Annotated in this window: 12 protein-coding genes and 3 tRNA genes; 6 read left to right on the top strand and 9 right to left on the bottom strand. The window is 61.1% G+C overall.

Going from position 1 to position 13,531, the window contains the following annotated elements; translation table 11 throughout:
* Positions 1-73: 73 nt before the first annotated feature.
* Positions 74-946 (top strand): polysaccharide deacetylase family protein, encoded by an 873-nt coding sequence (locus AC2GXZ_RS09405; protein WP_483758890.1) that lies wholly within the window; start codon positions 74-76, stop codon positions 944-946.
* Between the two features lie 81 nt (positions 947-1,027).
* Here AC2GXZ_RS09405 and AC2GXZ_RS09400 read toward each other — a convergent pair whose 3' ends face one another.
* Positions 1,028-1,687 carry a LuxR C-terminal-related transcriptional regulator gene (locus AC2GXZ_RS09400; RefSeq protein WP_483758889.1) on the bottom strand — a complete coding sequence of 220 codons (660 nt, stop codon included), beginning with the start codon at positions 1,685-1,687 and terminating at the stop codon, positions 1,028-1,030.
* Positions 1,688-2,120: 433 nt separating this feature from the next.
* On the opposite strand from AC2GXZ_RS09400, the gene AC2GXZ_RS09395 reads away from it, so the two are divergent.
* Positions 2,121-2,196, top strand: a tRNA-Thr gene (locus tag AC2GXZ_RS09395).
* 317 nt (positions 2,197-2,513) lie between these two features.
* Here AC2GXZ_RS09395 and AC2GXZ_RS09390 read toward each other — a convergent pair.
* Positions 2,514-2,588 (bottom strand) — tRNA-Thr (locus AC2GXZ_RS09390).
* A 155-nt stretch (positions 2,589-2,743) separates the two neighbouring features.
* Between AC2GXZ_RS09390 and AC2GXZ_RS09385 the strand changes: the two genes are divergently transcribed.
* The 3 genes from AC2GXZ_RS09385 to AC2GXZ_RS09375 all read left to right on the top strand — a co-directional run bounded on the left by AC2GXZ_RS09385 (position 2,744) and on the right by AC2GXZ_RS09375 (position 5,356).
* Entirely contained in the window at positions 2,744-2,971 is a 228-nt protein-coding gene (locus AC2GXZ_RS09385; protein WP_483758888.1) for a hypothetical protein, read from the top strand.
* Between the two features lie 108 nt (positions 2,972-3,079).
* A complete protein-coding gene (murA, locus tag AC2GXZ_RS09380; protein WP_483758887.1) occupies positions 3,080-4,372 on the top strand; it encodes a UDP-N-acetylglucosamine 1-carboxyvinyltransferase in 1,293 nt (430 codons plus the stop codon).
* Positions 4,373-4,513: 141 nt separating this feature from the next.
* The gene (locus tag AC2GXZ_RS09375; RefSeq protein ID WP_483758886.1) at positions 4,514-5,356 is read left to right on the top strand and encodes an oxidoreductase; all 843 of its coding nucleotides are present in this window, start codon (positions 4,514-4,516) and stop codon (positions 5,354-5,356) included.
* Between the two features lie 56 nt (positions 5,357-5,412).
* Here the strand turns inward: AC2GXZ_RS09375 and AC2GXZ_RS09370 are convergent, their stop codons facing one another.
* Entirely contained in the window at positions 5,413-7,233 is a 1,821-nt protein-coding gene (locus AC2GXZ_RS09370) for a bifunctional diguanylate cyclase/phosphodiesterase (protein WP_483758885.1), read from the bottom strand.
* A 224-nt stretch (positions 7,234-7,457) separates the two neighbouring features.
* Here AC2GXZ_RS09370 and AC2GXZ_RS09365 point away from each other — a divergent pair, with 224 nt between their 5' ends.
* Positions 7,458-8,033: a LysE family translocator gene (locus AC2GXZ_RS09365; RefSeq protein ID WP_483758884.1), complete on the top strand. Its 576-nt coding sequence runs from the start codon at positions 7,458-7,460 to the stop codon at positions 8,031-8,033.
* Positions 8,034-8,050: 17 nt separating this feature from the next.
* Here AC2GXZ_RS09365 and AC2GXZ_RS09360 read toward each other — a convergent pair whose 3' ends face one another.
* The 6 genes from AC2GXZ_RS09360 to yacG all read right to left on the bottom strand — a co-directional run bounded on the left by AC2GXZ_RS09360 (position 8,051) and on the right by yacG (position 13,470).
* Positions 8,051-9,352, bottom strand: a complete 1,302-nt coding sequence (locus AC2GXZ_RS09360; protein ID WP_483758883.1) for an NAD(P)/FAD-dependent oxidoreductase — start codon at positions 9,350-9,352, stop codon at positions 8,051-8,053.
* Between the two features lie 46 nt (positions 9,353-9,398).
* On the bottom strand, positions 9,399-10,361 hold the full coding sequence (locus AC2GXZ_RS09355; protein ID WP_483758882.1) for a dihydrodipicolinate synthase family protein: 963 nt from the start codon (positions 10,359-10,361) through the stop codon (positions 9,399-9,401).
* A gap of 102 nt (positions 10,362-10,463) precedes the next feature.
* Complete coding sequence (locus tag AC2GXZ_RS09350) at positions 10,464-11,168, bottom strand: GntR family transcriptional regulator (RefSeq protein WP_483758881.1); 705 nt, start codon at positions 11,166-11,168, stop codon at positions 10,464-10,466.
* Positions 11,169-11,407: 239 nt separating this feature from the next.
* Positions 11,408-12,604: a right-handed parallel beta-helix repeat-containing protein gene (locus tag AC2GXZ_RS09345; RefSeq protein WP_483758880.1), complete on the bottom strand. Its 1,197-nt coding sequence runs from the start codon at positions 12,602-12,604 to the stop codon at positions 11,408-11,410.
* 337 nt (positions 12,605-12,941) lie between these two features.
* Positions 12,942-13,017: transfer RNA gene (locus tag AC2GXZ_RS09340), tRNA-Phe, on the bottom strand.
* A 237-nt stretch (positions 13,018-13,254) separates the two neighbouring features.
* Positions 13,255-13,470 carry a DNA gyrase inhibitor YacG gene (yacG, locus tag AC2GXZ_RS09335; RefSeq protein ID WP_483758879.1) on the bottom strand — a complete coding sequence of 72 codons (216 nt, stop codon included), beginning with the start codon at positions 13,468-13,470 and terminating at the stop codon, positions 13,255-13,257.
* Positions 13,471-13,531: the final 61 nt, after the last annotated feature.

The raw sequence follows: 13,531 nt of genomic DNA, 5'->3' as shown, positions 1-13,531 counted from the left end.
GATGGATAAGCGATCGCTTGAGGAGTAGAGCGAGGCAGATATCAGGATTTGCCAATCGAACCCGACGGATCCCATGCGCAGCTTTTTGACGGCCGGCCTCATTCTCCTTGCCTGCGGCAGTGTTTCAGCCCCGGCCCGCGCGGCTGAAACCGGCACGACGTCAAGCACCGCCAGGGCTCCGACTGCAGAAACTCTCTCCAATCCGGCCAAGGTCTGGATCCCGTCGCTGCCGTCATCGCAGTCACCGAAAGTGAAGCTGGTCGAGCCGCGCCTGCATCTTGCCAAGGCAGGGACAGGCACCGCCGGTCCGCGTGTGGCGCTGACCTTCGATGCCTGCATGGGCGCGGTCGACGAACGTATCCTTCAGACCCTGGTTGGCCAGCGCATCCCGGCGACCGTCTTCGTCACCGCCCGCTGGTTGCGCAAGAACCCTCAGACGGTGGCGATCTTCCTTGCCAATCCCGACCTCTTCGAGATCGAGAACCACGGCGAAAACCATGTGCCCGCCGTCGATGTCGCCGTTCCCGTTTATGGCATAGCTTCGGCCGGCTCGCCCGAGGCGGTGGCCCGTGAGGTCGGCAATGGCGCGAAAGCGATGCTGGCCGCCGGCCTTCCGGCGCCGCGCTGGTTCCGTGGCGCGACCGCCAAATACGACGCCTCCTCGATCGATGAGATCCGCAAGATGGGCTATCGCGTCGCTGGTTATTCTCTGAACGGCGACGACGGTTCGCTGCTTGGCGCCGGTGCCGCGGAAAAGCGCATTGCCGCGGCAAAGGACGGCGACGTGGTGATTTCGCATATCAACCAGCCGACCCATGCGGCGGGGCAGGGCGTGGCAAATGCCATCCTCAAGCTGAAAGCCCGTGGTGTCGATTTCGTCCGCCTCTCGGATGTCGCGACTGACGGCGATAACGGCACGACGACAGCACGGCCGGGATTGTTTTGACGCTGTTACCCAGCTGAGGCTCGACCGCATAGTCTTTGCTGATACGGCGCCCTGGAGCATCGATGCCGATCGAAGAGGGCGTTAGCCCCGGTGGCTCAGTTGGGCGGCCACAAGCTTTGCCACCAGATGCACGAGATTATTCGCCTCGAAGCGATATTTCAGCTTGTCCACCCGGTGCTCGATCGTCCTCGGCGAGAGCCCCAGAAAGTCGGCGATCTCCTTGCTTGTATGGCCTTCGATCAAAAGCTGGACGATGTTGTCGTCGGTAATGTCGGTCTTCGTCTCCTCGCTTCGGGAAACGAAGAAGCGCCCCTCGATCAGGCTGATGCACCAGGCGGGCTTTCCATCGCATTTCTGCGGCAGGATGATCCGCTCGTAACCGATGCGGACACCCAGCAGCCTCGTCGTCACCAGTTCCAGTATCGGGCGTCGCACCTCGAGCGCCTTGGAATAGGCGGGGATGACGGCATCGTCGATGAAGCTTCTGTTGAGGTCGCGTAGGACTGCGTCGGGAAATTCCCGCTTCATCCGCTCCAGCTGAAGGCTCTTGAAGCCGAAATCCCTGATCCTTCGAAATCGCCAGTCATAAGGATCGTCTTCGGCCGTCGTCACGACGGAAAGCGCCATCTTGATGCTGAGCTTGTCGCTGATATCGCCATAGAGACTTTCCGGCGTTGCCGTCATGTCGGACTGCAGCCAGGCATCGATCAGCCCCTGGGAAAGTGAATTGAATAAAGCCATTAAATACGCGCCAACCGGTAAATATACATACTTGCTGACATACACCGCATCCCAGTTATCAAATCGTTGATAAAAAAGCGTTTTTCATTCCAGATCACGAAAAGCGGCAACGCCGCCGAGGAATAACGCATGCGGCGGGAATGTCTTTCGGATGCAGGCCATCGGATAACATAGACGCTGACCTGCCTCTGTGGGCTCACCATCGTTTTCCGGAGCGTCCGCAATTTGATCGGCCGGAGGTCGTTACACCGCCATGATGAGTGGACTGCGCTTCACATCAGGCTGCATCGACAAGAGATATGAGACTGTAACCACTGATATGCCTGGCCTTGTCTGCGGGGAAATCGACTTCAGATTGGTGGTTGTTTCGGCCTGCATGCGACGTTTTTGCTTTACAGCAGCAAAAAATCTGGTAACTCCCGCGTTTATGGATGCCCTTGTAGCTCAGTTGGTAGAGCACCTGATTTGTAATCAGGGGGTCACGAGTTCGAACCTTGTCGGGGGCACCATAAAATTCCGTTAGAGTACGGACCTTTCCGCAAATAGCTGTCCAACTGTTTCCGGCAGTGTATTTGCTACCCGATTCCGGTCCAACACTCCGCCTCACGTTCAGGCGACGCCGCATTCGATCCGATTGGTACTGTGTCCGAGGAACCCCAGCCTTCATCGAGCTAGGCTGCGGTTTCATTCATGGTCGCAAATATCGGCCGCCCGCCAACCGCGCTGCGCGAACGGGTCAACCCGTGCGTCATGACCGGCGCGCCATTCATGAGGCTGGCCTCGCGCAAAGCGCTTACCGCAGTTCAGTAAGTCCGAGTGGGGAAAATGGTGCTGCTAGAGAGATTTGAACTCTCGGCCTCTCCCTTACCAAGGGAGTGCTCTACCCCTGAGCTATAGCAGCTTAGAACCGGTTCGGAGCGTCTCCGCATCGTCGGCGAGGGCCTATTGCCATAGGTTCTTGGTGAGTGCAAGCAGCAAATTCCAAGTTATTTCATTAGGCATGGGGAAAACCGCGGTGATGCTTTTGTTTGCCGGGGTTTTTGGCTATGGAAGTCCATGGACGAAAATGACGACGTGCAGAATCTTGAAAGCCGAGGCGATCGTGCCCGCAGGGCGCAGATGGCGCGCGAGGCGGAGCGCAAGGACAAGGCGGCCGCCAAGCTGCGCGAGAACCTGATGCGCCGCAAGAGCCAGGCCCGCGCGCGCCGCGCCGGAGATGCGGATGAAACGACGGGCCTGCCCGCCGCCACGCCGTCTGCCGCAAAATCGGACGAATCATCCTGATCTATGTCCTTCAGGGACAATCACGAGGTTTCATCAAACATTGAAGCGACGGGGCATTTCGTCTAAGGACACAAGCCTTCCGCGCTTGAGAGGGAAAGTTTTTCAATCATGGATCGCATACGCATTTCCGGCGGCAACAAGCTGAACGGCATCATTCCGATTTCCGGCGCCAAGAACGCGGCCCTGCCGCTGATGATCGCCTCGCTTCTGACGAGCGACACGCTGACGCTCGAAAACGTGCCGCATCTTGCCGATGTCGAGCAGCTCCTGCGCATCCTCGGCAATCACGGCGTCGACATTTCCGTCAATGGCCGTCGCGAAAGCCAGGCGGAAAGCTACGCCCGCACCATTCATTTCACCTGCCGTACCATTGTCGACACGACCGCCCCTTATGAGCTGGTGTCGAAGATGCGCGCCTCGTTCTGGGTCATCGGCCCGCTTCTGGCGCGTGAGGGCAAGGCCCGCGTTTCGCTGCCGGGCGGTTGCGCCATCGGCACGCGCCCGGTCGACCTTTTTCTCGACAGCCTCGCAGCCCTTGGCGCCGAGATCGAGATCGATGGCGGTTACGTCAATGTCGCAGCACCCGCGGGCGGTCTGGTCGGCGCGCATTACACCTTCCCCAAGGTCTCGGTTGGCGCCACCCACGTCCTGATGATGGCGGCAACGCTTGCCAAGGGCACGACCGTCATCGACAACGCCGCGCGCGAGCCGGAAATCGTCGATCTTGCCGATTGCCTGATCGCCATGGGCGCCAGGATCGAGGGTGCCGGCACGAAGACCATCACCATCGAGGGTGTCGATTCCCTGCATGGCGCCCGGCACCGGGTCCTGCCGGACCGCATCGAGACCGGCACTTATGCGATGGCGGTTGCCATGGCCGGCGGCGACGTGACCTTGTCGGGCACCCGCGCCTCGCTGCTCGACAACGCGCTTGATACGTTGCGTCTCGCCGGTGTGGAGATCACCGATACCGAAAGCGGCCTGCGCGTCGTGCGCAATGGCAACGGCATCCAGCCGGTCGACATCGTCACCGAACCCTTCCCGGGCTTCCCGACCGACCTGCAGGCGCAGTTCATGGCGCTGATGACCCGTTCGTCCGGCGTCTCGCATGTGACGGAGACGATCTTCGAAAACCGCTTCATGCATGTGCAGGAACTTGCCCGCCTGGGCGCTCGCATCTCGCTCTCGGGCCAGATGGCGCGCATCGAGGGCGTGCCGCGGCTCAAAGGTGCGCCTGTCATGGCAACCGACCTGCGCGCCTCCGTCTCGCTCGTCATCGCCGGCCTCGCCGCCGAAGGCGAAACCATGGTCAGCCGCGTCTATCATCTTGATCGCGGTTTCGAGCGTCTGGAAGAAAAGCTTACCCGCTGCGGCGCAGTGGTCGAACGCGTCAGCGACTGATTACCTCCCGACAGCTCGGACATTCGAAAGGACGGCAGGAAAACCCCTTGCCGTCCTTTTTCATATTCCTATCTTGAACCGGCATCCCATTTTGTCCCCGCCTCATATTTCATGATCCGGCTTCCCACGGAGACTTTCCCAATGGCTGATATTTCCTCCCCCGTCTGGTTCATCACCGGCTGTTCGACAGGTTTCGGCCGTGAGCTCGCCAAGCTGACGCTCGATCGCGGTTTTCCGACCATCGTCACCGCCCGCGACAAGAGCCGGCTTGCCGATCTGATCGACGGGTATGACAACGCACTCGCCGTCGATCTCGACGTCACCGACAAGGCGCAGATCGATGCGGCAGTGAAGGCGGCGGAGGAAAAATTCGGCCGTATCGACGTGCTGGTCAACAATGCCGGTTACGGTTATCAGGCATCGATTGAAGAGGGCGAGGAAAGCGAGATCCGCGCCATGTTCGATGCCAACGTCTTCGGCCTGTTTGCCATGACGCGTGCCGTGCTGCCGGGCATGCGCGCCCGCCGCAAGGGCCATGTCCTCAATCTCACCTCGCAGGCCGGTTTCATCGGTTTTCCGGGCTCCGGTTATTACGCTGCTACCAAACATGCCGTCGAAGGTTTTTCCGATGCGCTGGCAGCCGAAGGTGCTCCCCTCGGCATCAAGGTTACCTGCGTGGCGCCGGGACCGTTCCGCACCGACTGGGCCGGTCGCTCGCTGAAACAGACGCCGGTCGAGATCGCCGATTATCAGCAGACCGCTGGCAGCCGCATGTCGGCGACCGCAGGCTATAGCGGCCAGCAGCCGGGCGATCCCGTTCGTGCCGGCGAGGCGATGATCAAGGCGGTCGAGACGGAAAACCCGCCGCGCCATCTGGTGCTTGGCGAACTCGCCTATAACGGCATTACCGGCAAGCTTGCCGAACGCCTGAGCGAGATCGAGGCCTGGAAGGAAACAAGCCTTTCCGCCGACTTCCCGAAATAGGATCGGGCGCGAAGCGGCGCCAGCCGGGGTCGGCGGCCCCGTTTTTTTCTGCAGCGTCAGGCGGACCGCTGCCGCGCCTGACGCTGCAGGGCAGCGGTGGTCGCCTCGCAATCCGCGGGGCGGCCGAACAGATAGCCCTGGGCGAAGTCGCAGCCGAGGCGCTGCAGTCTCAGCGCCTGATCTGCGGTTTCGACCCCCTCGGCCACCATCCGCACACCAAGCCCCGCCGCCATGTTCAGCAAAGCCCGAATGATCACCTCTCCGGGGCCGCTCGACATCCGGTCGACGAAGGTCTTGTCGATCTTGACGATATCGACAGGCACATTGAGGAGATGTGTCAGTGAGGCATAGCCGGTGCCGAAATCGTCGAGCGCGACGGGCATTCCGTCCGAGCGCATATCCTCGATCGTCTGGCCGACCTTGCGGTCCCGTTCGTCCATGTAGACCGACTCTGTCACCTCGACCACCACATGCTGGAGCGGAACGTTCTGCTCCGAGAATGTTTTGGATAGACGTTCCCGCAGGTTTCCCTGGTCGAAATCGGCCATCGAGACGTTGACGCTGACATAATCGAGCGTGACCTTGTTCTCGCGCCAGCGGCGGAGATCGCGGGCGACCTGTCGCAGCATCCGGTCCGTCAGCCTGTGGCCGAGCGAGCCGTCCTGCAAGGCGTCGGAAAACTGTCCGGCTGAAACGATGGCGCCGTCGGGAGCGCGGATGCGGCAGAGCGCCTCCAGGCCGACAATCTCCCGCGTATCCAGCCGCACGATCGGCTGGTAATGGGCCTCGATCCTATCTTCGGAAAGCGCGTCTGCAACCGTCTGGAGCACCCGGAAACGGTCGGCCACGGCCCCCGCCAGCCCTTCGCTGTAAAGCACGAAACTGCCCCTCGCGGTCCGCTTGGCCTGATGCAGCGCAAGGTTCGCATGCTGCAGATAGGTCTGCACATCGGGTGCAGGCAGCGGATCGCAGATCGCGCCGCCGCAGCTTGCGGAGAGCCTAAGCGTGTGTCCATCGGTTGCCAGCGTCTGCTGTTCCACGGCGGCAAGCACGTGCCGGCAGACCGCTGCAAGATCGTCCGGATCGCCATCCGCAAGCACGGCGAACTCGTCGGCATCCACCCTGAAGGTCCGGTCAGGGCCTACAATGCGACCGATGGCGTCGGCTGCCTTGAGAATGACCGCGTCACCGACCGCATGACCAAAAACATCGTTGATCCGGCCGAGGTGATCCATGTCGATCAGCAACGTGCCGAAGGGCGCACAACTCGCTTTTGCCCTTTCTTCCAGCGACCGAATGAAATTGGCGCGATTGCCGAGCCCGGTCAGCGGATCGAAATAGGCAAGCCTCTGGTTCTCAGCTCGCACTTCCTCCCGTTCGAGCACGAGCGAGCACAGATCGACGCATTCCGAGACGATCGTCCTTTCCTCGTCGGTCGGCCCGCGATGTTCTGTGTAATAGAAGCCGAAGGCGCCCAGAACCCGACCATCGCCCTGCAGGATCGGGCTCGACCAGCAGGCCTTGACGCCGTGTTCTTTCGCCAGGATGTCGGCGAGCGCCTGATAGGGAAGCCAGTAGGGGTCGGTAAATATGTCTTTTACGGCAATTTGCCGGCCAAGGAATGCAGCCGTGCCGCAGGAGCCGACGCCCGGACCGATAGGAATACCGTCCAGTGCCTCGCAATAGTCTTTGGCAATGGTCGGCCCGGCAAGCGGGTGAATGAGGCCATTGCGATCGATCGTCACCAGTGAGCAGATGACGCCTTCCGCAAGCCTTTCAGCGTGGGTGCAGATATGATTGCCGGCATCCTCGACAGAGCAGCCGCGGGCAAGCATGTCCAGTATTTCCGCCTGGAGTCTTCCTTGTGTCGCTGCCATTCGTCAATTTTTCCTGCGTGATGTTGGCTGGGAAATCGATTGGGCGGATGATGTTCTATGAAAGGTAATCATAATGTTATGCGATTGGGTGTAGTTGTTGTCAAAACCGGTTTCTTTCGAAAAATCAGGTGCGAGCCTGCACTGATGCAGGTCAATGTCGCCCCTGCCTGGCTCTTCTAACTCTGTGAGGCTTTGGAACGATCCCCGAAGGAACCGGTCGCGCGATGACCTATCTGGCTTTTATATCCGCCTCGCTCGCCCTGTTGCTGGCGCCGGGCCCGACCAACACGCTGATGGGCATTGCCGGCGCGCGTGGCGGCGTCAAAGCCGCATCCCGCCTTCTGCCGGCCGAGCTTGCCGGTTATCTGACCACGATCATGCCGCTCACGTGGCTGGGGGCGGAGCTTCTATCGCGCCATCCTGCTGCTGCCACTTGCCTGAAGGCGCTTGCTGCAGCCTGGGTGATGTTTCTGGCGGTCAAGCTCTGGCGCATGACCGGAAAGCCCGGCACGGGCAGCGCCGTGACGGCAAGGCGGGTGTACCTGACCACCGTGCTCAATCCCAAGGCACTCATCTTCGGCCTCGTTCTGCTGCCGGCGCCGGCAGAAGGGGAGTTTTTTCCGAAGCTTGGCCTGTTCTGTCTGATGGTGGCCTCAGTCGCGCTTCTGTGGAGCGCCTTCGGACGGCTGACACAGGCGGGCGAGGGCGGCAGCCGTCGCCTGCTCTTCGTACAGCGCATCGCGTCAATCTGGCTGGCCCTCGTCTCGGTGACGCTGATTGCCGGTGTTCTGCGGTCCTGATCCGGGTTCTACGGCTTTCAGCCGAAACGCGCCGGGGAGAAAGGTGCGATGTCGATGGCCGTCTTTTGGCCGGTCAGAAGATCGGCGACAAGCCGCGCCGTGCCGGCCGACTGGGTAAGGCCGAGATGGCCGTGGCCGAAGGCATGGACGACATTCGGCGTTGCCTTGGCGCGGGCAATCGCCGGCAGGCTATCGGGCAATGACGGGCGAAAACCCATCCATTGGGTGCCGCCTTCGGTCTTCAGGCCCGGAAGGAAGTTCTTTGCCTTTTTCAGCATGGCCTGCGAGCGGGCATAATTCGGCGGCAGATCAAGGCCGCCGAGTTCCACCGCCCCGCCGACGCGAATGCCGCTTGTCAGCCGGGTGACGACGAAACCATGACCACCAAACGTGACCTGGGTGCGCAGATCCAGCGCGTCCGCAGGCAATGTGGTGTTGTAGCCGCGTTCGGTCTCCAGCGGGATGTGTTCGCCGAGCGACCGGGCGATACGATGCGAGAATGCGCCGGCCGACAGCACCACCTTGCCTGCCTTGCTGACGGTGCCTCCGGCCGTGGCAACTTCCACGCCGTCGGCCACAGGTGTCAGTCCCGTCACGTCGGCAATCTCGATCGTGCCGCCGCGGGCGCGAAAATTCTCGGCAAGCGCCAGCGTATAGAGCTTTGGGTCGGCGATCGAGAACCAGCCGGGCGTGAACGTGCCGCGGATGAAACGTGGCGCAATCCCCGGCTGGATGCCGGCCATTTCAACGGCATCCATGTGGCGGAATTCGATGCCGTGTTGTTGACGCGCTTCCCAGCCCGGCAGCGAGGCGTCAAATTCGGCATCACTTTCATAAACCTGCAGGTTGCCTTCCTTGCGCAGCAGGGAAAGCGTTTGCGTGGCCGACAGGAACGGCTCGAGCTCGGCACGGGAGAGATCCATCAGAGCCGTCTGGGCGCTGGTCGCATGGGCAACGCGCGAGGCCTGGCAGGCGCGCCAGAAGCGGAACATCCACGGCGCGATCCTGAGCGCATAGGCGGGCGGGATAGACAGCGGCCCGAGCGGATCGAGCAGCCATTTCGGTGCTTTTCTGAGAATTCCGGGAGAAGCAAGCGGCAGGATGTCGGTAAAGGCGAATGCGCCCGCATTGCCGGCCGAGGCGCCGGATGCCGGCCCCTCCCGGTCGATAACCGTGACACCGAGACCACGCATCTGCGCCGCAATGGCGATGGAGAGACCAACGACCCCCGCCCCGATGACGATCACATCCGACCTGCTCATTCCCCGACACTTTCCGGCATGCCGTCCGTGGCACGCATCTGCTTTCGTGGTCCCCATATAGATAAGCCCTCCAGGGGAGGGCTTATCCGTTCGTTATGGCCTCTCAGGCCTTGTAAGTCTGGACCGCGCCGGGAAGCTTGCTCCAGTCGGCGTACCAGCTGTCGAACAGCTTCAGCTGTGCTTCGACATAACCCCGCTGGCTGTCGGACAGCACATCGGTCTCGATGAAGTTCAAAGCGAACTCGCTGTCTCCCTTCAGTACCATCATGTGCTTGAAATAGAGCACCAGATCCGGGCCTTCGTCGAAAGAGGACAGCACGCCGAGCGCGGCTTCCAGTTCGATTGCGCGGGCGCGCGCATCGGCATCGCCCTTGGCGGCAGCCTGGGCGAGATTGCAAAGATGCAGCACTTCCTTCGGCAGCACGTTGCCGATGCCGGTGATCGCGCCGGTCGCACCACAGTTGACGTAACCGTGGAAGACGGCGGTATCGACGCCGATCATCAGGGTGACATTGTCATCGCGGCTGGTGATGTTTTCGGCCGCATAACGCATGTCGGCCGGACCGCCGAATTCCTTGAAGCCGACAAGGTTCGGATGTTCCGCACGCAGCGCGAAGAACAGGTCGGCGCGGGTGGCAAAGCCGTAATACGGGCTGTTGTAGATGACCGCCGGAAGATCGGGAGCTGCCGACAGGATCGCCTTGAAATGTGCCTTCTGGGCCGAGATGACCGAACCGCGCGACAGCACGCGCGGAATGACCATCAGACCTTGAGCGCCGACCTTCTGGGCGTGGGCGGCAAGGGCGACGGCCGAGGCCGAATTGATCGCGCCGGTGCCGACGATCACCGGAATGCCGGCCTTGACCAGGCGTTCCACGCCTTCCATCCGCTGCGCATCGGTGAGCAACGGCCAGTCACCCATCGAACCGCAATAAACGACGGCCGACATGCCGGCCTCGATCAACTGCTTGCCCTTTTTCACCAGCGCGTCGAAATCCGGCGTGCGGTCTGATTTGCAGGGGGTCATCAGCGCGGGCACGACGCCCGAAAAGATAGTCGATTTCATCCAATGGTCCTCAATGGTCATGGCCTGCGCAGACGATCGCCAGCCTCTGGATAAGGAGAATACTCCTTCCATTTTCTTTGTCGACAAAAAAAATACAAGATATCAAAGATCAATATCGAGGCGATCATTGCGGGTCAGAAGCCGGCCGATCTGTTCGACGATCTGTTCGCCATGGGCCTTGCCGAGACGGTCGGCGGCGGCGACGTCGCGTGCCGTGACGGCCGCGATGATTTCCTCGTGTTCCTCGACGAAACGTGGCGGCAGGCGGTCGTCATAGGACTGGTAATAGAGCCGCAGCATGCGCCGGCCTTCGCCGAGCAGCCGGTCGAAGAAGCCGGCATAATAGGCATTGCGGCCGGCGGCCGCGATCGCCGAATGAAAGGCTGCATTGGTGGCGATCATGGCAAGTGCATCCTGCGCCTCGACGGCGGCCGCAAACTCATCCTCGCATTCGCGGATCAGGATGAGGTCGTCTTCGCGGTGGTGCTGCGCGGCAAGCCGCGTCGTCACGCGGTACATCAGCACCAGTGCGTCGAAATAGGCGGGCATGCCGAGGAAATCGATATTCGACACCATCGTCGAGCGGTTCGGCAGGGTCTCGATCAGCCCCTCACCGGCCAGCCGGACCAACGCCTCGCGGATCGGTGTGCGCGACATGCCGAACCGCGCGGCAAGCTGCACCTCGTCGATCGCACTGCCCGGTTCAAGCTTGAGATCGAGAATCTCGTCGCGCAAAAGGTCATAGACCAGTTTCACCCCGGACCCGCGCTTGCGCTCTGCCATCTGGTTCGTTTCGATATCCGTCATGCTGGCCCCCGCTTGTCGACATGATGTACCATGCCTTTAGCGTATTGAAGCCGTTGCGTCTGCCTTATATCTCGCTTGGCATGAACGACAGACGCATCATGGGCGCAGCCGGTGGGTCTTGCCGGCCGTTAAAAGCAGCCTACGCCGAAATCCATGGGATGGCCGGATGCCGGACGAAGGGAAGGAAGGAGCGGCTGCCTGCCGCTCGCGATCATCCTGCGAACTCGCTCCTCGCAAAATCAGCCGCCGTTGTTGGACAGCCGGTTGCTCGGGTCGCTGTTGCGAAACGCATCGCGACCGCCGCCGACGGCATTGTTGTCGTCGACCACGTTGTTTTGCGCCATGTCCAGCGAACTCAGGCTGCTGCCGAACGGATGGCTCGGATCCGTGAAGCAGTAGGACCTGTTGCCGTTGCGGGAGTTGAGCCAGACGGCAGGTTCGCGGCCGCCATTCATCACGAATGTATTTTTCTCGATCCGGTTGAACTGCGGTGCCTGATGCCGGATCGTGCCGCCCTCACCGCAATTCCGGTAGAGGAAGATGCCGCCATTTGATGCCTTGTCGAACTTGTTTCCAGTAATCGTGTTGTGGGCGGAGCCGTCGATGGCGATCTGTTCCCGGCTCTTGGTGCTGAGGTCGAACGTGTTGTTGGTGATCCTGGCGCCGGCCGATTCCGCGTCGAGATAGACCGCCACGCTGGAGCTTGACCCGGTGAACTGCGAGTTCGACAGGGTAACGTTGGTGACCCCGGGGCTGACATAGAAAGGCACTCCGCCTGAGCCGATGAAGCGGATGCCGTCGAAAGTGATGCCGCTCGGCGCGGAAGCCTGAGCGAAGGCCGTGTGGTTGGCGTTTAGCGACGACTGTTTTACGGCGTCGGCCTCGCCGTTGCGGCCAAGGCCGTAGATCCTTACACCATTGGCAATCTGGCAGTTCCGGACCGTCACATCCACCGGTCTGCTCCACGCCCCGCCGGTATTGCGGGAGCGTACGACGACGGCATCCTTGTCTCCCTTCGATGCCGTGCCCTCAAGCCGCCCGCCGCCGCAATCGAGGCTGCTGCCGCTTGCGGCACTGCCCTCGAAAACGACCTGGCGGGTGACGACAGACTGGGCCGGCAGCTTGACGCTGCAGCTCAGCTTGACAGGGGACGGGTCGGACGAGGCGGGGGTCAAAAGCTGCTGAACGACATCACCCGAACAGGCGCCGGCCGGAGACGCAGCCGCAACAGGTGCCGGTGCGGGTGCCGCGGGCTGTTGAGCCGGTTGTTGAGCCGGCGGCTGAGACGCCACCGGGACTGGCCTGCTTGTGCCATAGCCCGGTTGAAGAATGCTCTGCTGCAGGCCGGAGGCCAGAGGAGCAAGATCGCTTTGGCAGGCCGTCAGCAACGTCATCGATGCCACGGCCAACAAATAAGGCGAGTTGGAAAGGCGCATTCTGGTTCCCCTCGTCGTGTCCTGCTCGGTTCCTGACAAAGGCTAGCTACGATACGTTAACTATTTATTTCCCTTGCGCTCAGATGGAGACCACACGTGGGCCTTGCGGGGTTCGTCTCAATCGCTACTTGGCGCCTAGCCAGTTTGGATGGATTCACGCGGCAGTTCTGGTAGGGGGCATCCAGGTGCAGACATGATCCCGCTCAATCAGTGCGAGCCTCGCAGCTGAGTAAATCAAAAAACCGACGGTGGCGAATTAGGCAGCCTGACACTGTCTAAATTTGACATGAAAGAAGTTGCGTTACTACGAAAACTCCAGCCGCAACAAAGGAGTAAATGGTGCCCGGAGGCGGATTTGAACCACCGACACGCGGATTTTCAATCCGCTGCTCTACCAACTGAGCTATCCGGGCATCCAAGGCTTTATGGAAAGCCTGCCGGTCATTTTGACCGTCCGGAGGAAGTATTCCCCGGGAGCGAGCGGGGTTATAACATCTTGTTCGGCCATGTCCAGCACCCGCGAAGACTTTTTTGACAGCTTTGCGAAAAACGAAAATTTCCCAGCAAAAACAGGCATGAAGCGGAGGCCTTCATGACATGCACGAGGACTGCGCCTGTGGAAAGCGCCCACCGCCGCCGTCTGCGGTTCGTTAATCGCGTCCGTCCGGGTCATCCGCCTTGCTTTCGTCGTCGGCAACCGGAATGGCGTAGGAACCATTCAGCCAGCGCGACAGGTCGAGCGTACGGCAACGCTCGGAGCAGAACGGATAGTCTTCGCGCGACGACGGTTTGCCGCATTCGGGGCAGGGTCTTGCTTTCCTGAGCGGCTCGACCTTGCCGCCCGTCTTGATCGGTCCGGATGCCATTGGAGCAACTCCTCTTCCTGGATATGTAATGATCGCGCCTGCAGTCTCGCCAGAGCCGCAT

Source organism: Aliirhizobium sp. YIM B11859 (assembly GCF_057163345.1).
The sequence above is the reverse complement of the archived record's forward strand: the minus strand, read 5'-3'. Positions and strand labels throughout refer to the sequence as shown.

What these genes read in the sequence shown, in the direction of transcription:
- AC2GXZ_RS09405 (WP_483758890.1), top strand. Translation starts at nt 74, where the DNA reads ATGCGCAGCTTTTTGACGGCCGGCCTCATTCTCCTTGCCTGCGGCAGT.
- AC2GXZ_RS09400 (WP_483758889.1), bottom strand. Translation starts at nt 1,687, where the DNA reads ATGGCTTTATTCAATTCACTTTCCCAGGGGCTGATCGATGCCTGGCTG.
- AC2GXZ_RS09385 (WP_483758888.1), top strand. Translation starts at nt 2,744, where the DNA reads ATGGACGAAAATGACGACGTGCAGAATCTTGAAAGCCGAGGCGATCGT.
- murA (WP_483758887.1), top strand. Translation starts at nt 3,080, where the DNA reads ATGGATCGCATACGCATTTCCGGCGGCAACAAGCTGAACGGCATCATT.
- AC2GXZ_RS09375 (WP_483758886.1), top strand. Translation starts at nt 4,514, where the DNA reads ATGGCTGATATTTCCTCCCCCGTCTGGTTCATCACCGGCTGTTCGACA.
- AC2GXZ_RS09370 (WP_483758885.1), bottom strand. Translation starts at nt 7,233, where the DNA reads ATGGCAGCGACACAAGGAAGACTCCAGGCGGAAATACTGGACATGCTT.
- AC2GXZ_RS09365 (WP_483758884.1), top strand. Translation starts at nt 7,458, where the DNA reads ATGACCTATCTGGCTTTTATATCCGCCTCGCTCGCCCTGTTGCTGGCG.
- AC2GXZ_RS09360 (WP_483758883.1), bottom strand. Translation starts at nt 9,352, where the DNA reads ATGGGGACCACGAAAGCAGATGCGTGCCACGGACGGCATGCCGGAAAG.
- AC2GXZ_RS09355 (WP_483758882.1), bottom strand. Translation starts at nt 10,361, where the DNA reads ATGAAATCGACTATCTTTTCGGGCGTCGTGCCCGCGCTGATGACCCCC.
- AC2GXZ_RS09350 (WP_483758881.1), bottom strand. Translation starts at nt 11,168, where the DNA reads ATGACGGATATCGAAACGAACCAGATGGCAGAGCGCAAGCGCGGGTCC.
- AC2GXZ_RS09345 (WP_483758880.1), bottom strand. Translation starts at nt 12,604, where the DNA reads ATGCGCCTTTCCAACTCGCCTTATTTGTTGGCCGTGGCATCGATGACG.
- yacG (WP_483758879.1), bottom strand. Translation starts at nt 13,470, where the DNA reads ATGGCATCCGGACCGATCAAGACGGGCGGCAAGGTCGAGCCGCTCAGG.